The sequence below is a fragment of the Pseudomonas sp. QE6 genome, assembly GCF_041379005.1.
Lineage (GTDB): Bacteria > Pseudomonadota > Gammaproteobacteria > Pseudomonadales > Pseudomonadaceae > Pseudomonas.
Genome location: NZ_CP166873.1, coordinates 2,721,001 through 2,736,746 on the forward strand (window position 1 = coordinate 2,721,001; position 15,746 = coordinate 2,736,746).

Annotated in this window: 11 protein-coding genes and 1 pseudogene; 5 read left to right on the forward strand and 7 right to left on the reverse strand. The window is 66.8% G+C overall.

Annotated elements, in window-relative coordinates; all coding sequences use genetic code 11:
• Positions 1-72 precede the first annotated feature (72 nt).
• Positions 73-555, reverse strand: coding sequence for a transcription elongation factor GreAB (locus ACAW63_RS12660; protein WP_331316147.1), 483 nt, complete (start codon positions 553-555; stop codon positions 73-75).
• A 141-nt stretch (positions 556-696) separates the two neighbouring features.
• On the opposite strand from ACAW63_RS12660, the gene ACAW63_RS12665 reads away from it, so the two are divergent.
• The 3 genes from ACAW63_RS12665 (at position 697) to rmuC (ending at position 4,076) form a co-directional block, all read left to right on the forward strand.
• A complete protein-coding gene (locus ACAW63_RS12665; RefSeq protein WP_371234060.1) occupies positions 697-1,065 on the forward strand; it encodes an antitoxin Xre/MbcA/ParS toxin-binding domain-containing protein in 369 nt (122 codons plus the stop codon).
• Positions 1,066-1,836 carry an RES family NAD+ phosphorylase gene (locus ACAW63_RS12670; protein ID WP_371234062.1) on the forward strand — a complete coding sequence of 257 codons (771 nt, stop codon included), beginning with the start codon at positions 1,066-1,068 and terminating at the stop codon, positions 1,834-1,836.
• 875 nt (positions 1,837-2,711) lie between these two features.
• Positions 2,712-4,076, forward strand: coding sequence for a DNA recombination protein RmuC (gene rmuC, locus ACAW63_RS12675; RefSeq protein ID WP_371234663.1), 1,365 nt, complete (start codon positions 2,712-2,714; stop codon positions 4,074-4,076).
• Positions 4,077-4,203: 127 nt separating this feature from the next.
• Here rmuC and ACAW63_RS12680 read toward each other — a convergent pair whose 3' ends face one another.
• The 4 genes and pseudogenes from ACAW63_RS12680 to ACAW63_RS12695 form a co-directional block, all read right to left on the reverse strand.
• The gene (locus tag ACAW63_RS12680; RefSeq protein ID WP_371234063.1) at positions 4,204-5,550 is read right to left on the reverse strand and encodes an NAD(P)/FAD-dependent oxidoreductase; all 1,347 of its coding nucleotides are present in this window, start codon (positions 5,548-5,550) and stop codon (positions 4,204-4,206) included.
• Between the two features lie 85 nt (positions 5,551-5,635).
• Positions 5,636-6,526: a metal-dependent hydrolase gene (locus tag ACAW63_RS12685; protein ID WP_371234064.1), complete on the reverse strand. Its 891-nt coding sequence runs from the start codon at positions 6,524-6,526 to the stop codon at positions 5,636-5,638.
• Between the two features lie 155 nt (positions 6,527-6,681).
• Positions 6,682-8,451, reverse strand: a pseudogene (locus ACAW63_RS12690) (SDR family oxidoreductase); the annotation flags it as partial.
• Positions 8,448-9,332 carry a M24 family metallopeptidase gene (locus tag ACAW63_RS12695; RefSeq protein WP_371234065.1) on the reverse strand — a complete coding sequence of 295 codons (885 nt, stop codon included), beginning with the start codon at positions 9,330-9,332 and terminating at the stop codon, positions 8,448-8,450. The pseudogene ACAW63_RS12690 and the gene ACAW63_RS12695, both read right to left, overlap by 4 nt.
• A gap of 392 nt (positions 9,333-9,724) precedes the next feature.
• Between ACAW63_RS12695 and ACAW63_RS12700 the strand changes: the two genes are divergently transcribed.
• Positions 9,725-10,423, forward strand: a complete 699-nt coding sequence (locus ACAW63_RS12700) for a MerR family transcriptional regulator (protein WP_275611910.1) — start codon at positions 9,725-9,727, stop codon at positions 10,421-10,423.
• 7 nt (positions 10,424-10,430) lie between these two features.
• Here ACAW63_RS12700 and ACAW63_RS12705 read toward each other — a convergent pair whose 3' ends face one another.
• Positions 10,431-11,345 (reverse strand): LysR family transcriptional regulator, encoded by a 915-nt coding sequence (locus tag ACAW63_RS12705; RefSeq protein ID WP_371234067.1) that lies wholly within the window; start codon positions 11,343-11,345, stop codon positions 10,431-10,433.
• Positions 11,346-11,428: 83 nt separating this feature from the next.
• On the opposite strand from ACAW63_RS12705, the gene ACAW63_RS12710 reads away from it, so the two are divergent.
• A complete protein-coding gene (locus tag ACAW63_RS12710; RefSeq protein ID WP_371234069.1) occupies positions 11,429-11,887 on the forward strand; it encodes a DMT family transporter in 459 nt (152 codons plus the stop codon).
• Positions 11,888-12,007: 120 nt separating this feature from the next.
• On the opposite strand, the gene ACAW63_RS12715 is transcribed toward ACAW63_RS12710, so the two are convergent.
• Complete coding sequence (locus tag ACAW63_RS12715) at positions 12,008-15,484, reverse strand: NahK/ErcS family hybrid sensor histidine kinase/response regulator (RefSeq protein WP_371234071.1); 3,477 nt, start codon at positions 15,482-15,484, stop codon at positions 12,008-12,010.
• Between the last annotated feature and the right edge of the window lie 262 nt (positions 15,485-15,746).

The window sequence follows — 15,746 nt, forward strand, 5'->3', positions numbered from 1 at the left end:
AGCTTAGTCTGCGTCAGCCGGTCGGCTGGGTATTGTCTGTTCCGCTCGTTTTTTTCATGCCGCCCGGAGCTATCAGTAGGCGTCGAGGATTTCGTAGCGCTGGCGGGCGTTGCCCTGGCCGATTTCCAGTTCGTCACCGGGCAGGCGATGGAGCAGGGCGCTGCCCAGTGGGGCGCGGCTGGTGATGACGAGGATTTCAGCGCCCTCGTGCTGCACTTTCAGGCCGGCGGCATCGGGGCCGAGGAAGACCCAGCGGTGCTGGCCACTTTCGTTGACCAGTTCCACCAGGGCGCTGGTCTGGATACCTGACTGCTCGTCGAAGTCGCGCAGTTGCAGGTTCTCGAACAGCGACAGCGCCTGGCGGATCTCCTCGACACGGCGCGATTGGCCTGCGGCGAGGTAGGCCGCTTCGAGGCCGAGGGTGTCGTACTTGTTCTCGGCGACGTTTTCTTCGTGGGTGGCCGTTTCGTGAGCGGTCCGGGCGGCGCGCACGGCGATCTCCAGGTCCTGCGCGAGCCTGGCGAGAATGTGTTGGTAGACTTGCTGCTTGTTCATCACGAGGGAGTCGTTGGTCGGGCTGTTTATTCGGTGCCGTGAGGCGAAAGGTATTTTCGGGGGGGGGGGGGGCTTGCCTGGTTCGTGTTTTATCAGCATTCAGTGGTATATTTGCTGAAAGTTCACGATTAGGAGATCGCCATGAGCGCCCTGTTACGCGAAAGCCCCGCAGCCGATGCCGTACTGGCCAAGGCGGTACTCACGGCGCGCGAGCACCTGGCGATGACCCAGCAGGAGCTGGCGGCGATCGTGGGAGTGGAACGTAGCGCCGTCAGCCGCTGGAAGCAAGGTGGACTGCGGGTGGACAGCAAGACCGGTGAATTGGCCCTGCTGCTGGTGCGGGTCTATCGCGCGCTGTTCGCTCTGTTCGGTGGCAACCTGGAGGACATGCGCCACTTCCTGCGTACCGATAACCGTCACCTGAACGGTGTGCCGCTGCAGTTGATGGAGCAGGTGCAGGGACTGGTGACGGTGGTCGAGTACCTGGACGCCATCCGGGGCAAGGTCTGAATGTCCTTCGAGACAGGCGCCCAGATCTGGGCACGGCATGCGCCGGAGTCAGTCGTCAGCCCCATCCGTGGGCGTCTGGTGCGCCTGGTGGAGAGCCAGGGACAGGTAGCCACGCTGCAGCTGGTGGACACCCTGGCCGAGCAGGCGCTGCTGGAGGAACTGCTGGAGACCAGCAAGCCCCGCGTGCCGCCGCCCGCCGAGCACCTGCACTATCTATTGAAGACACCATTCCGTTATCCGCCGTTGCGCTGGGGGTCGCGCTTTGGTCGGCGGCATGAGCCGAGCCTGTTCTATGCGGCGCTGAAGCTGGACACGGCGATGGCGGAATCGGCTTTCTATCGCTTCGTGCTCTGGGAGGGGATGAGTTCGCCGCCGCCGAGCGGGCGGATTCTCTCCGAACATGCGTCCTTCGAGGCGCGCTTCCAGGTGCAGCGCGGCGTGCGTCTGCAATTGCCGCCGTTCCGCGAGTACGAGCCGGCGCTGCGCGATCCGTCGGATTACCGCGTGGCCCAGGGGCTGGGCAGCGCCATGCGCGAGGCCGGGGTCGAGGCGTTCGAGTACCGCTCGGCGCGCTGCCCGCACGCCGGGGTGAACGTGGCGTTGTTCGCGCCGTCGGCCTTCACCGAGAAGCGCCCGCGCAACCTGATGCCCTGGCTGTGCGAGACCACGGCGGAGTACGTCGCCTTCAAGCACGCCCAGGTGCCGGATACGCCGCGCCTGTTCCCGCGGCCTCAGTTCCTGGTGGATGGGCACCTGCCGTATCCGGCCTGACCGTTTGTCGTGCCACGGCATGCCGTTGCCGGCATCGGTGTAAGGTGCGGGATGGTCACGCAGGGAGTGCCAAACCTTGGATATACGGATAGCTGTCCACCCCAGCGACAGTCGCCGCTGGCGGGTCTACCTGAATCAGTTCTTCTTCGATTGCGATAGCCGCAGCGCGGCTGAACGCGCCTTTGCGCGGGCCTGCGCCGCTGAGCAGCAAACGGCTCTGCTGCCCAGTCCGCCCAAGGTCATCCGCTCTGAGCGGCGGCGCTCCCGGCGACTGGAGTGGGCATGAGACGGCTGATCCTCCCTCCATCGAATTCATACCGGATGATCCGGATGTCGGCGCGGGCCTCGCCTGGCTGATTCGATCGTCTTTCGCTTTCCACTCCGTACTTCTCTTTCCGCTGCCCTGAAACGGGGCGGTCGGCTGCTCCTTGGCGCGCACTTGTGCACAGTGCTGATGCGCGCTGTCAAGCCCCTGCAATATTGCATTTAGCCACTTGCCTGTTTCTCTTGCGTTTTTTAACTTATTGAAAAATAAAGAAAATTTTCGTTGGTGAAAAAATCACCAATCTGTCATGCGCCCCCGTCTGACTGGGGGTGGGGCGCTTTTTCATCACGTTTTCCACCAACTTATCCACAGCTTCTGTGGATTGTCCCGAGCGCTTGCTCAGGAGCCCTGTTCCAGGGCCTTTACAGGTGACAAGGCGCCTCCAGGCGGCCGCTGTTAGTATTGCGCGATTGTTTGTCACACCCCGGAGTGCCGCATGCCCCTCGACCTGTCCGCCCTGTTGCTCGGTGCGCTCGCCGGCCTGTTGCCCATGGCGGCGCTGGCCTGGCGCCTGCAGTCGCAGCGTGTCGCCGCGGAGCAGGAGGCGACCCTGCTGCGCGAGCGCCTGGCCAATGCGCAACTTGCCCAGGACGGCTTGTCGGCCCAGGCCGAGGCGGATCGCGAAGCTTTCCAGCGCCTGAGCAGCCGGCATGGTGAGTTGTCCGCTGAGTCCGCCGCGCTGCGCCGCGAGGTCGAGTTGGGTAAGCAGGAGCGCGAGCGCCTGGGCGCGGCGGAGCAGGACTGGCAGGCCGAGCGTGCGGACAAGGAGGCAGAGCTGCGGCGCCTGTCCGCCGAGCACGCGGCCTTGTCCGCCGAACTGCGCGAGCAGCAGGACAACCACCAGCAGCGCCTGGGTGATCTGCAATCGGCTCGGGATGAGTTGCGTGCCCAGTTCGCCGAACTGGCCGGGAAGATTTTCGACGAGCGCGAGCAGCGCTTCGCCGAGTCCAGCCAGCAGCGCCTGGGGCAGTTGCTCGATCCGTTGAAGGAGCGCATCCAGTCCTTCGAGAAGCGAGTGGAAGAGAGCTACCAGGCCGAGGCCCGCGAGCGTTTCTCCCTGACCAAGGAGCTGGAGCGCCTGCAGCAGCTGAACCTGCGCCTGGGCGAGGAAGCGACCAACCTGACCCGCGCGCTGAAGGGCCAGAAGACCCAGGGCAACTGGGGCGAACTGGTGCTGGAGCGGGTATTGGAGCACGCCGGCCTAGAGAAGGGGCGCGAGTACGAGACCCAGGTCAGCCTGCGGGCGCCGGATGGCGAACGCTTCCAGCCCGATGTGCTGATCCGTCTGCCCGGTGACAAGCAGGTGGTGGTGGACGCCAAGGTCAGCCTGACCGCCTACCAGCAGTTCATCGCCGCCGAGGACGAGGTGATCCGTCAGCAGGCGCTGAAGGCCCACGTGCTGTCCCTGCGCAACCATGTGAAGGGGCTTTCCGGCAAGGACTACCGGCGCCTGGAAGGTCTGCACAGCCTCGACTTCGTGCTGCTCTTCATGCCGGTGGAAGCAGCCTTCTCGGCGGCGCTGCAGGCCGAGCCGAACCTGTTCCAGGAAGCCTTTGAGCGCAACATCGTGATCGTCAGCCCGACCACCTTGCTGGCCACGCTACGGGTGATCGACAGCCTGTGGCGCCAGGAGCGGCAGAACCAGAATGCCCGCGAGATCGCCGAGCGCGCCGGGGCGCTGTACGACAAGTTCGTGCTCTTCGTGCAGGACCTGGAGGAGATGGGCACCCGTCTGCAGCAGCTGGACAAGGCCTACGCGGCGGCACGCAACAAGCTCAGCGAAGGGCGCGGCAACCTGATCAGCCGGGCGGAGCAGGTGAAGCTGCTGGGTGCGCGGGCGAGCAAGAGCCTGCCGGCAGATTGGCTGGAGCGGGCGTTGAGTGATGATTCGCCGGTAGTGGAGGAGGGCGAGTAGCTCGAACCCGGGGATGGTCCTGTAGGAGCGAGCTTGCTCGCGAATCGTATTCCCCGGATGCATCCATGCAGCCGGCGTGCTCTGTTCGCGAGCAAGCTCTCTCCTACAAAAAACACTGGGCGCTCCATCAGAACAGCGAGTAAGGCTTGCCCGCCGTGCCATCGGCGAAGCGCCGCAGCCTGAAGGCGTGCAGGTCCATCCCCGGTTGCCCGTCGAGAATCCATCGGCTCATCAGCTTGCCGACGACGGGCCCCATTGCGAAGCCGTGTCCGCAGAAGCCCGTGGCGATCAGCAGGCCAGGCACTTCCGCCGGCGCATCGAGCACCGGGATGCCATCGGGCAGCACGTCGATCAGGCCGGCCCAGCTCTCCACCACCTTCACGTCGCGCAGGGCCGGGAAGGCCTTGGCCAGATTCTTCTGTGCAGCAAACACGCGGGAGGTATTCGCCTTCACCTGCGGATCACGCTCGCCCAGCACCGTGCCATTGCTGCTGCGCTCCGAGCCCGGCAGACGCTGGCAAAGGTCATGGAACAGATTGCCGTTGAGCTTGAACGAGAAGCTCGCACGGTTGGCCGGCAGGTGCGGCAGGTAGTGTTTGGCGCCGCGCAGGTAGTCGAGATTGAGGTCGATGTCGGCCTGGGTTTCGTCGGCGAGGTTGAGGCTGCCGTCGGCGCGCTGGCGGAAGCCGATGCCGTGGCCGATGAAGCTCTGCGCGCCGACATCCGGGCCGGGGCTGGTACGCGAGACGGTGCAGCGCACGGCCTGTTGCGGCAGCTCCAGGCCGAGGCTTTCCACCAGTCGCCAGCTGCTGGCGCCGGCGGAGATCAGCAAATGTTTGGTCTTCACATAGCCACGCTCGGTCTGTACGCCGCAGACGGCGCCAGCGGCACGATCGATGCCGGTGACGCCGCAGCCCTCGACGAACATGGCGCTGCGCTCGATGGCGCGCAGCGCGTAGCCGGGAGCGACCCGGCGCGGTTCGGCCTGGCCGTCGTTGGCGGTGTACAGGGCGCCGAGCGCCGGATCGGCCAGCGAAGGCATCAATTTCGCGACTTCGCCATGGCTGAGCAGGCGGGTGTCGAGGCCGAAGTTGTTCGCCACCTTCAGCCAGTCCTCATATTTTTGCCGTTGCTCCGGGGTTTCGGCGAGGTACAGGCAGCCGCCCTGGCGCCATTCCAGCGGCAGTTGCAGCTCTTCTTCCAGACGTTCCCACAGCGGAATACAGGCCATCATCAGCGGCACTTCCGCCGGGTCGCGCGCCTGCTGGCGGACGAAGCCCCAGGCGCGGGTGGATTGCTGGCTGGCGATGCCGGCCTTGTCCAGCACCAGCACGCTCATGCCCTGGCCGGCGAGGTACCAGGCGCTGGCGCAGCCCATGATGCCGCTGCCGGCGATGACCACGTCGACCTGCTCCGGCAGGCGCTCCACGCGGGAGGAAAGGGCGGGGTGAAGCGGGTAGGTTCCCATCGGCATACGGCGGCATCCCTGTAGGTGGCGGATGCCGCAGTATGCGATTGGCGTGCGCCGCGCGACCACTGCGCGGGCACGCCGGCAGGTGCTAGGAAGCGCGCGCGGCCCGGCTGGCGGCCGGCGAGCGGGCCAGGTAGTCCAGCGCCTCCTGGGTATTGGCTTCATGGTCCGGGTGGTACCAGGGTTTGAAGTAGCGCAGGAAGCTGGTGGCCAGTGAGCTGATCTTCGGCAGCACGCCGGACTTCGAACCATCGCGCCAGATGGCGGCGAAGGAGCGCGGCTGGGCGATGGTCGGGTCCTGCCGCGACAGGGTGCGGGTGCCGAAGGCGAACAGGTAGATGATCAGCGGCCACACCACGAACATCCACAGCTGGCGGCTGATGAAGGTGCCGCCCAGGTGCACGTGCAGGTCATGGGCGACGTTGCGGTGCTCCACTTCCTCGGCGCCGTGCCAGCGGAACAGGTCCAGCAGCACCGGGTCGGCCTTGGCACGGTCCAGGGCATCGGCTTCGAGAATCCACTTGCCGAGGATGCAGGTGAAGTGTTCCACCGCCGCGACGATGGCGCAGCGCTGGCCGATCCACCAGCGCTTGAGCCATGCGCTGCGGTTGAACAGGTTGAAGCCCAGCGGCGTGTCGCTGAGCAGCTGTTCGAACAGGTAGTCCATGACCTTCAGGTAGCGCGTGGAGTCGATGCCGTGGTGGTTCAGGTAGCGTTCCAGCGCGCCGGAGTGGGCGCGGGCGTGCATCGCTTCCTGGCGGATGAACCCCTGCACGTCCTCGCGCAGGCGGCCCTCCTTCACGAAGGGCAGGGCCTTGTTGTACAGCCGGCAGAACCACAGCTCGCCGGCCGGCAACATCATGTGGATGACATTGATCGCGTGGGACGCCTCGGGCTCGCCGGGAATCCAGTGCAGGGGCGAGTCGCTGTAGTCGAACTGCACCTTGCGTTGCACCAGCTTGTGGTGATGGTCGTTCATGGGGATCCTCAGAACCTATTCAATGTCTGCCTGCGCTTGCTCATGCTGCGTTGAAAGCAGGCTCAAAATGCTCATTTACCACTCGTAAACTGCGCTTTTTCGCCTACTTTCGCCTTGCCTGAGCTGCGCTCGGCGAGACCTTGAACAGGTTCTACGGCAGTCAGGTTGAGGCGGGCGAACAGGCGCGACAGCCAGGGCATGAAGCGCCATTGCAGGGCGCCCAGGTGCACTTCGCTGCCGACCTTCACCACCGGCTGGTTGCGCTCCACGGCACGGGTGATGCGCTCGCCGATGGTGTCCGGGCTGAGCCGGCGTCGACGGTAGAAGCGCTGCACTTTCGCGCGGTGCCTGGCTTGTTGTTCGTCATCCAGGCCGGCGAAGCGCGTGGCCTGGACGATGCCGGTATCGACGAAGCCCGGGCACGCCGCGCTGACGCCGATGCCGTGGCCGGCCAGTTCGGCGCGCAAGCACTCGCTGAGCATCAGCACCGCCGCCTTGCTGGTGGCGTAGGCCGGGTAGTTGCGCGACGGCGCGAAGGCCACGCCGGAGGCGACGTTGACCAGGTGCCCCGGCTTGCCGCTTTCCACCATCTGCTTGCCGAACAGCCGGCAGCCGTCGATCACGCTCCACAGGTTGATGCGCAGCAGGCGATCCCATTCCTGCGGCGTGGTCTTGAGCATCGGCCCGGCCATGCCGATGCCGGCGTTGCTCACCACCACGTCGGGCACGCCGAGGCTGTTCCTCACCCAGAGGGCGAAGCGTTCCATGGCGGCGCTGTCGCCCACGTCGACGCAGTAGCTGTAGGCGTTGGCGCCCAGGGCTCGGGCCAATTCCGCACTACGCTCGGCGGCGGCCGGGTCGATGTCCGCGGCCAGCACGCTGGCGCCGCGCTCGGCGAAGCTCAGCAGGGTTGAACGACCGATACCGCCGCCCGCGCCAGTCACTACTACCAGCTTGCCGGCGAAAGACCCCGCACCAGGTTTCAGCGCGGCGCGCTGCAACTCGGGGCCGGCCTCGCCGCCCTCGATGTGCTGGACGAACTCACCGATCCAGCGCGCCAGTTGCGTCGGCTCGGCGAGCAGTTGCCAGTGCCCGGCGGTGACGTCACGACGCCACAGGCGCGGCGCCCACAGCGAGAGCTGCTGGAACAGTTGCTGGCCGACATAGCGGTCGCGGGTTGGCACGATCAGTTGCACCGGCACCTCGGTATGCCGTTTGCGCGGCTTGAATATCGAGGTGATGAAGTTGGCCCGGTAGAGCTTCACCCCGTGCTCGCCGTCGCTGGCCTGGTGCGGGTTGCGCGTCGGGTTGCGGACGCCTTCGACCTTGCGCAGGTACTGCGGCCACAGCTTCGCCGCGCCCAGGCGCCAGGAGATCGCCGGCAGCAGCGGCAGGTGGAAGTAGTAGATGTACCAGGAGTGCAGCAGCTGGCTGAGCATCTGCAGCAGCGCACGCGGGGTCTTGCGCCGCAAGCGGTCGCGCATCCAGAAGCCGACGTGGTCCAGGCACGGCCCGGAGACGCTGGTGTAGGAGGCGATGCGCGCGCGCAGCTCGGGATCGGTGACGCTTTCCCAGGTCTGGATCGAGCCCCAGTCGTGGGCCACCAGGTGCACCGCGCGTTGCGGGCTGACCGCGTCGAGCACGGCCTTCAGGTCCTGGCTGAGCAGTTCCAGGCGGTAGTCGCGGGTCTTGCGCGGCTTGTCCGATTCGCCGGCGCCGCGCACGTCGTAGGCCACCAGCTGGAAGCGTCCGGCCAGGCGCTGGATCAGCGGCAGCCAGACTTCGTGGTTGTCCGGGTAACCGTGGACGAACAGCACCATCGGCAGGTGCGCCTCGCCCCAGCGCCAGACCGCCAGGCGCACGTCGCCGGACTGCACTTCCAGGCGTTCGGGCGTTGGCAGCGGGTTTTCCAGCATCGCGTTCATGCCACCTCCCGCCGCGCCGGGGCGCTGATCAGGCCACGGGTGACCCAGCGGCGCACGTGGGGCAGGTCGTCGTCCAGCCAGTAGGCATCGTCCTCGGTGACCACCAGCAGCTCCTCGAACTTGGCGCCCACGCCGCGGAGGCCCAGGTGCGGCTCCACCGCCCAGAGGCCGGGCGTGGGAGCGTGTTGCGAGCGGTCGTTGCTCGACCACAGCGGCGACCAGCCTTCGCGGCGGCCGGTGACCAAGGCGTTCTTCATCAGGGTGGCGATGTTGCGCACGCCGAAGCGCGCCACCGAGGGGCCGCTGTTGCGTGCGCCGAGTTTCTCCACGCGGTGGGCGAGCACTTCGAAGGGGTAGGCCTTGTGCCGGGGCAGGGTGCCCTGGCGCTGGCAGAGGCTGTCTACCGACTGGCTGACTTCGGCCAGCGGCAGGCGCTGGCGGACCTGTTCGACGATCAGGTTGCGGTGCGCCAGCAGGTCGTCCATCAGGCGCTCCACCAGCAGGTTGCGGCCCAGCGCGCCGGAGTAGCCGACATCGGCGGTGTAAGCGCCCAGGGTAGGCGCGCAGTCGAGGATGAAGGGCATGCCTTCTTCCAGACGCTGCTTGCCGGGGTAGAAGGCCAGGTTGAAGCCGCCCAGGTGGCGCAGGCCGTCGAAGCCCTTGAACGAGGTGCGCGGGCCGAACCAGGCGAAGGGCTGGTGGAACCAGTCGCGCACGCCGTGATCGAGCAGCCAGGTTTTCATCAGGGCGGCGGTCTCGCGCTCGCTGATGCCCGGGCGCAGTTCGCCGGCAATGGTTTCGCAGCAGCGGTAGGCCAGTTGCTGAATCTGGCGGAAGTGCCGCAGGTCTTCGGGGGTGGGCACCCAGGCGCCTTGGGACATGACTTTCTCCAGGCTGGTTGTTGTTATCGTTACATCGGTCGATGTCACGATCGATGCTGACCCATCGGTGGCCGTTGCGCCATGCCGTGGGCGGCGGGCCTGGAGTGTTACCGCAGCGACAAGCCGCTGGCGGCGCGGCTTGCGGGCGGGAGGGGGAATTCGGGCCGGCGCAGTTCCCGTCTTTGGTTGGGCTTCGTGACTGAGCGGGCGGTCACGAATGGATTAATCCTTCGGATTGTTCGGAGGCTGATTCGCTGGCTATCATCCGGCCCATGAGCACACCCCTGAACCTGCTGCAGCGCCTGCTCCAGCGCCCGGACGATGCCCCGTCGGCGCAGGAGGACGAGCGCGAGTACACGGTGGACGAACTGGCCCGCGAGGCCGGCAGCACCGTGCGCAACCTGCGCGCCTACCAGGATCGCGGCCTGCTGCCGCCGCCCGAGCGCCGGGGCCGCGCCGGGGTGTACTTCGCCAGTCATCTGCGCCGACTGCGGCTGATCAACCGCCTGCTGGAACGCGGCTACAACATCGCCAACATCAAGGAACTGCTGGAAAGCTGGGAGCGCGGCCATGACCTGGACCACGTGCTCGGCCTCGACGAGGCCATCGTCGGCCCGTGGAACCTGGAATCGCCCGGCACCATCGAGTTCGGCGACCTGCAGGCGCTGTTCGGCGACGAGTTGAACGATGCGGTGATCGACCAGGCGCTGGAGCAGGGCCTGCTGGCCTTCGACGGCGAGCGCATCAGCATCCCCAGCCCGCGCCTGTTCAATGCCGGCATCGAGCTGTACCGCGCCGGCATTCCGCTGGCCGCGCTGCTCGATCACCTGGCCGTGCTGCGCACCGATACCGAACACCTGGCCGCCGGCATCGTGCGCCTGGTGGTAACCCATCTGGTGGACAAGCCCGGTGCCGACCTGCTGCCCGGCGCGGCCGATCTGGAGCGCCTTGCCGAGGTGTTCCAGCGCCTGCGTCCGGTGGCCGAGCAGGTGGTGCTGGTGGAACTGGCGCGCGGATTGAAGCGCTCGGCCAACGAGATGCTCGGCGAGCGTGTCGGGGAAATCCTGCGCCGCCTGGAGACGCCGGAGTAGCGAGCGCTCAGGTCCTGCCGGCGGCCTGGGTCAGCCTGCCACGTAGCCAACGCCGCGCCGGGTCGTCCTCGCTGGTCTCGGACCAGATCTGCACGAAGTCGAAGCGCGCCAGTTGCAGCGGCGCCTCGAAGCTTGCCAGACCGTGGGTTTCGAGGTCGTCCGGCAGCATCCTCTCGGCAATCGTCAGGACCAGATCGGTGCCCGCCAGCAGCCCCGGCGCAACGCTGAAGTGCGGCACTGTGGCGGCCACCTGGCGGCGCCGGCCGAGTTTTTCCAGATGACTGTCGATTTCTTCCGCTGGGCTCTGCTGCAGTGCGACCCGCAGGTGCGGTGCGGCGAGGTAGTCGTCGAGGTCCATGCGCTGGCGTCCGGCGAGGGTGTCGACGGCACACAGGCAGACGAAGCGCTCCTCGAACAAGCGCTGCACGCGCAGCCCCTCGGGTAGCAGCGGGAAGACGCCGAGGGCGCCATCCAGCTCGCCGCTGGCGACCTGTTCGGCCATGCCCAGGCGCGAGGCCTGGCGTACGTCGAGGTGAATGCCCGGTGCTTCGCGGCGCAGGATCGGCAGCAGTGCCGGCAGCACCACCCAGGCGCCGTAGTCGGACATGCCCAGACGCAGCTCCAGTTCGGCACTGGCTGGGTCGAAGTCGTCGTCCAGCACCAGTCGGCGTACGTCGCCAAGAATCTTCCGCAGCGGCCCGGCCAGTTCGAAGGCACGGCGGGTCAGTTGCATCTGGTTGCCGGTGCGTACCAGCAGCGGGTCGCCCAGCAGGTCGCGCAGGCGGTTCAGCGCATGGCTGACGGCGGGCTGGGTCATGGCCAGGCGCTCGGCGGCACGGGAGACATGGCGCTCGTCCAGCAGGGCGTCGAGGATCACCAGCAGGTTGAGGTCGATGCGGCGCAAGTCATGAATTGAATGCATTTCCTGTTTACCAATCATTCATTTCCATGCGCCAGATGGATAGCAGAAGCTGAGTGCCATCGACAAGCAATGGTGGATTATCGATGTCGAAACTGCTTCTGCTGCTGCCCGCCATCGGTGTGGGCGCCCTGGTCGCCTTGCAGGCGGGTAGCAACTCGTTGCTCGGCCGCCAGTTGGGCCATCCGCTGAGTGCCAGCATGACCTCGCTGGGTGTGAGCCTCGCGGCGGTGATCATCGCGCTGCTGGCCTTCCGCGTGCCGTTGCCGGCGGCCACCGGTATTGCCGCCACGCCCTGGTGGGGCTGGCTGGGCGGCATCTTCGGCGCGGCCTACCTGACGGTCGCGGTGATGCTGGCGCCGCAGCTGGGCGCGGCGACCTTCCTGGCCTGCGTGGTGGCGGGGCAGATGCTGATGTCGGCGCTGTGCGATCAATTCGGCTGGGCCGGTTTCTCGGTGCGGCGCCTGTCGCCGGAAGGTTTCGTGGCAATCGGCCTGATCATCGCCGGGGTGGTGTTGTTGCAGTGGCGGGGGCGGGTGTCGTGAGTGCTTGCCGAAGGAGCTGGGCGGGTTCGCGAGCAAGCTCGCTCCTACAAAAGCCTGGTGGGAGTGTAGGAGCGAGCTTGCTCGCGAACCGACGCCGCTGACACAGCACGGCTGAGCGATCTATCTCAGGCTCAGATGCCGGCTCAGCAATGCCCGCAACGCCGCCGGTTTCACCGGCTTGGGCAGGAAGTCCAGCCCCGCCGCATGAATCTGCGCCACCAACTCGGGCCGCGCATCGGCGCTGATCACCACGCCCGGCACCGGCTCGCCCAGGCGGGTGCGCAGCCAGGCCATGAGGTCGGTGCCCAGTTCTCCGTCGTCCAGGTGATAGTCGATCAGCGCCAGTTGCGGCCGGGCGTCGCCGTCCAGCAGCGCCTGGCATTCCTCGCGGCTGCGCGCGGTGAGCACGTTGCAACCCCAGCGGCTGAGCAGGCTGTTCATGCCGGTGAGGATGCTGTCCTCGTTGTCCACGCACAGTACCTGGGCGCCGTTGAGCTGTTCCGGGGTTTCCAGCTTGTGTCCGTTGATCTGGGCCGGTGCCGGCTGGCGGGCCAGCGGCACGCTGACACTGAATACACTGCCCTTGCCCGGCCAGGAGCGCACTTCCAGGCGATGGCCGAGCACCTTGCACAGCCGGTCGGCGATCGCCAGGCCCAGGCCCAGGCCTTTCTCGGCGCGGGTCTGGTGGCTGTCCAGGCGCTTGAACTCCTCGAAGATCACCTGCAGCTTGTCCGGCGGAATGCCCGGACCGTGGTCCCAGACTTCCAGGCGCAGGTGCCCGGCCTCGCGGCGCACGCCCAGCAGCACATGGCCCTTGGCGTAGCGGAAGGCGTTGGTGAGGAAGTTCTGCAGCACCCGGCGCAGCAGCTTGATGTCGCTCTCGATGCGCAGCTTGCTGCCGCGCACGTGGAAGTCGATGCCATGCTCCTGGGCCAGCACGCGGAATTCCACGCCCAGGGTGTCGTACAGGTTGCTCAACGGGAAGGCCGTGACATCGGCGCTGACCCGTCCGCCTTCCAGGCGCGAGATGTCCAGCAGGTCGGTGATCAGGTCTTCCGCCGAGCGCAGGGATGAGTCCAGGTGGCGCACCAGTTCGGTAGCTTCCTCGGGCAGCTGTTCCTGGTGGGCGAGGGCGGCGGAGAACAGTCGCGCGGCGTTCAGCGGCTGCATCAGGTCGTGGCTGACCGCAGCGAGGAAACGCGACTTGGACTGGTTGGCCGCTTCGGCGTTGCCCTTGGCCTCGGTGAGCGCCTGGTTCAGTTGCGAGAGTTCGAAAGTGCGCTCCTGTACGCGTTGTTCCAGGCCCTCGTTGGCGTCCTTCAGGCCCTGCTCGGCATGCCTGTAGGCGGTGATGTCGGTGAAGCTCATGACGAAGCCGCCGCCAGGCATCGGGTTGCCGATCAGCTCGATCACCCGGCCATTGGGGAACAGCCGTTCGGAGGTGTGCGGGGTGCCCTGGCGCATCCAGTACAGACGCTTGGCGACGTGCAGGTCCGGGTCGCCCGGCCCGCACAGGCCGCGCTCGGCGTTGTAGCGGATGATGTCGGCGATGGGGCGGCCGACGTAGATCAGCCCGTCCGGGTACTCGAACAGTTCCAGGTAGCGGTGGTTCCAGGCCACCAGGCGCAGCGACTGGTCGACCACGCTGATGCCCTGGGTGATGTTCTCGATGGCGCCCTGCAGCAGCGCGCGGTTGAACTGCAGCACCTCGGAGGCTTCGTCGGCGATCTTCACCACGTCCTCCACCTGCATCTCGCGGCCTTCGATGGCGGCCTTCACCACGGCACGCGCGGAGGAGGCGCCGAGCACGCCGGCGAGCAGGCGTTCGGTGTGGGCGATCCATTCGTCGTTGGCGTTCTGGCTGGGGCTGAAGCCCTTGCCCTGGCGGTAGGCGAAGCGGATGAAGCTCTGTCGCGCGCGCTCCTCGCCGACGAAACGGGCGGCGAGCATCAGCAGGTCTTCCAGCTGCACCGCGAGCATCGAGCGCGAGCTGAGCTTTTGGGAGATTTCCTGGCCGATGAAGCGGCTGGCCTGCCAGTGCTCGGAAACGCGGGTGCGGGAGAACACCGAGACCAGCCCGAACAGGGCGAAGTTGCCGATCAGCGAGAGCAGCACGCCGAGGGTCAGCGGCTCGATCATCAGACCGAACGGGCGGCCAGCGAGCCAGGAGAGCCCCGGGAAGGTTTCCAGCGACCAGCCCAGGCCCTTGGCGACCACCGGCAGTACCAGGGTGTAGGCCCACAGGAAGGAGCCGGCGGCCAGGCCGGCGAACACGCCGCGGCGGTTGGCCTGCTTCCAGTACAGAGCGCCGATCATGGCCGGGCCGAGCTGGGCGATGGCGGCGAAGGCGATCTGGCCGATGGTGGCCAGGCTCGCGGTGGAACCCAGCAGGCGGTAGCTGACGTAGGCCAGCAGGAGGATCAGCGCGATGCTCACCCGGCGCACGGTCAGCAGCCAGTGGCGGAACACCTCGAAGGGCTGCTCGGCCTCGCCTTTGCGGCGCAGCAGCCAGGGCAGCAGCATGTCGTTGGAGACCATGGTGGACAGCGCCACGCTGGCGACGATGACCATGCCGGTGGCCGCCGAGGCGCCGCCGATGAAGGCCAGCAGGGCCAGCGCCGGATGCGCCTCGGCCAGCGGCAGGCTGATCACGAAGGAGTCCGGCATCACGCCGGCGGGCAGGTGCATCTGCCCGGCCAGGGCGATGGGCACCACGAACAGCGCAGCCAGCACCAGGTAGATCGGGAATACCCAGCGTGCCAGGTTGAGGTCGCGCGGCTCGATGTTTTCCACCACCAGCACGTGGAACTGACGCGGCAGGCACATGATCGCGGTCATCGCCACGCCGGTCTGCAGCAGCATCGCCGGCCAGTGCACGGTTTCTTTCCAGTATTCGTTGAGCTGCGGGGCGACGCGGGCCTTGTCCACCAGGTCGCCGAAGCCGTCGTAGAGGCCGTAGGTGACGAAGATGCCCACGGCGAGGAAGGCGGTGAGCTTGACCAGGGATTCGAAGGCGATCGCCAGCACCATGCCGCGGTGGTGCTCGGTGACGTCCAGGTTGCGGGTGCCGAAGACAATGGTGAAGAGGGCGAGGATCAGCGACACGATCAGCGCCGTGTCCTGGGCGCGGATGCCGCCCGAATCGGGCCCGGCGCCGATCAGCAGGTTCACCCCGAGGACGATGCCCTTGAGCTGCAGGGCGATGTAGGGCAGCACGCAGACCACGCAGATCAGTGCCACCACCACCGCCAGCGCCTGGGACTTGCCGTAGCGCGCGGCGATGAAGTCGGCGATGGAGGTGATGTTCTCCTGCTTGCTGATCATGATCATCTTCTGCAGCACCCAGGGCGCGAAGAGCATCAGCAGCACGGGGCCGACGTAGATTGGCAGGAACGACCAGAGCTGGTCGGCAGCCTGGCCGACGGCGCCGAAGAAGGTCCAGCTGGTGCAGTACACCGCCAGGGACAGGCTGTAGACCCAGGCGCGAAGACGCGGCGAAAGAGGGGCGCGACGGCGGTCGCCATAGAACGCAATGGCGAACAGGACCGCCATGTAGAGCAGGGCGACCGTTGCGATCAACCCACTGGACAACGACATGCTGACTCCGGAAATGAACTGGCTCCCCCGCAGGAGCGCTTGCAGCAGTTTCGCACCAAAGTCCCGATGTGTCAGACGACTGCTACCAATGTCTCAGTGGCGCTGTGTCGCGCTTCTCACTTGAGCCGCGCCGGCCAGGCTGATAGTTTGCCGGCCTTTGCGTGTCGCCCGTCTGTCGAGCCCCCTGCGCGGGGACGGCACTTCGGGCTGCCGCTACGCTCTGAAATGAGCAGGATTTCGCGTCGACGTACCCGGGAAGGAG

What these genes read in the sequence shown, in the direction of transcription:
- ACAW63_RS12660 (WP_331316147.1), bottom strand. Translation starts at nt 555, where the DNA reads ATGAACAAGCAGCAAGTCTACCAACACATTCTCGCCAGGCTCGCGCAG.
- ACAW63_RS12665 (WP_371234060.1), top strand. Translation starts at nt 697, where the DNA reads ATGAGCGCCCTGTTACGCGAAAGCCCCGCAGCCGATGCCGTACTGGCC.
- ACAW63_RS12670 (WP_371234062.1), top strand. Translation starts at nt 1,066, where the DNA reads ATGTCCTTCGAGACAGGCGCCCAGATCTGGGCACGGCATGCGCCGGAG.
- ACAW63_RS12680 (WP_371234063.1), bottom strand. Translation starts at nt 5,550, where the DNA reads ATGCCGATGGGAACCTACCCGCTTCACCCCGCCCTTTCCTCCCGCGTG.
- ACAW63_RS12685 (WP_371234064.1), bottom strand. Translation starts at nt 6,526, where the DNA reads ATGAACGACCATCACCACAAGCTGGTGCAACGCAAGGTGCAGTTCGAC.
- ACAW63_RS12695 (WP_371234065.1), bottom strand. Translation starts at nt 9,332, where the DNA reads ATGTCCCAAGGCGCCTGGGTGCCCACCCCCGAAGACCTGCGGCACTTC.
- ACAW63_RS12705 (WP_371234067.1), bottom strand. Translation starts at nt 11,345, where the DNA reads ATGCATTCAATTCATGACTTGCGCCGCATCGACCTCAACCTGCTGGTG.
- ACAW63_RS12710 (WP_371234069.1), top strand. Translation starts at nt 11,429, where the DNA reads ATGTCGAAACTGCTTCTGCTGCTGCCCGCCATCGGTGTGGGCGCCCTG.
- ACAW63_RS12715 (WP_371234071.1), bottom strand. Translation starts at nt 15,484, where the DNA reads ATGTCGTTGTCCAGTGGGTTGATCGCAACGGTCGCCCTGCTCTACATG.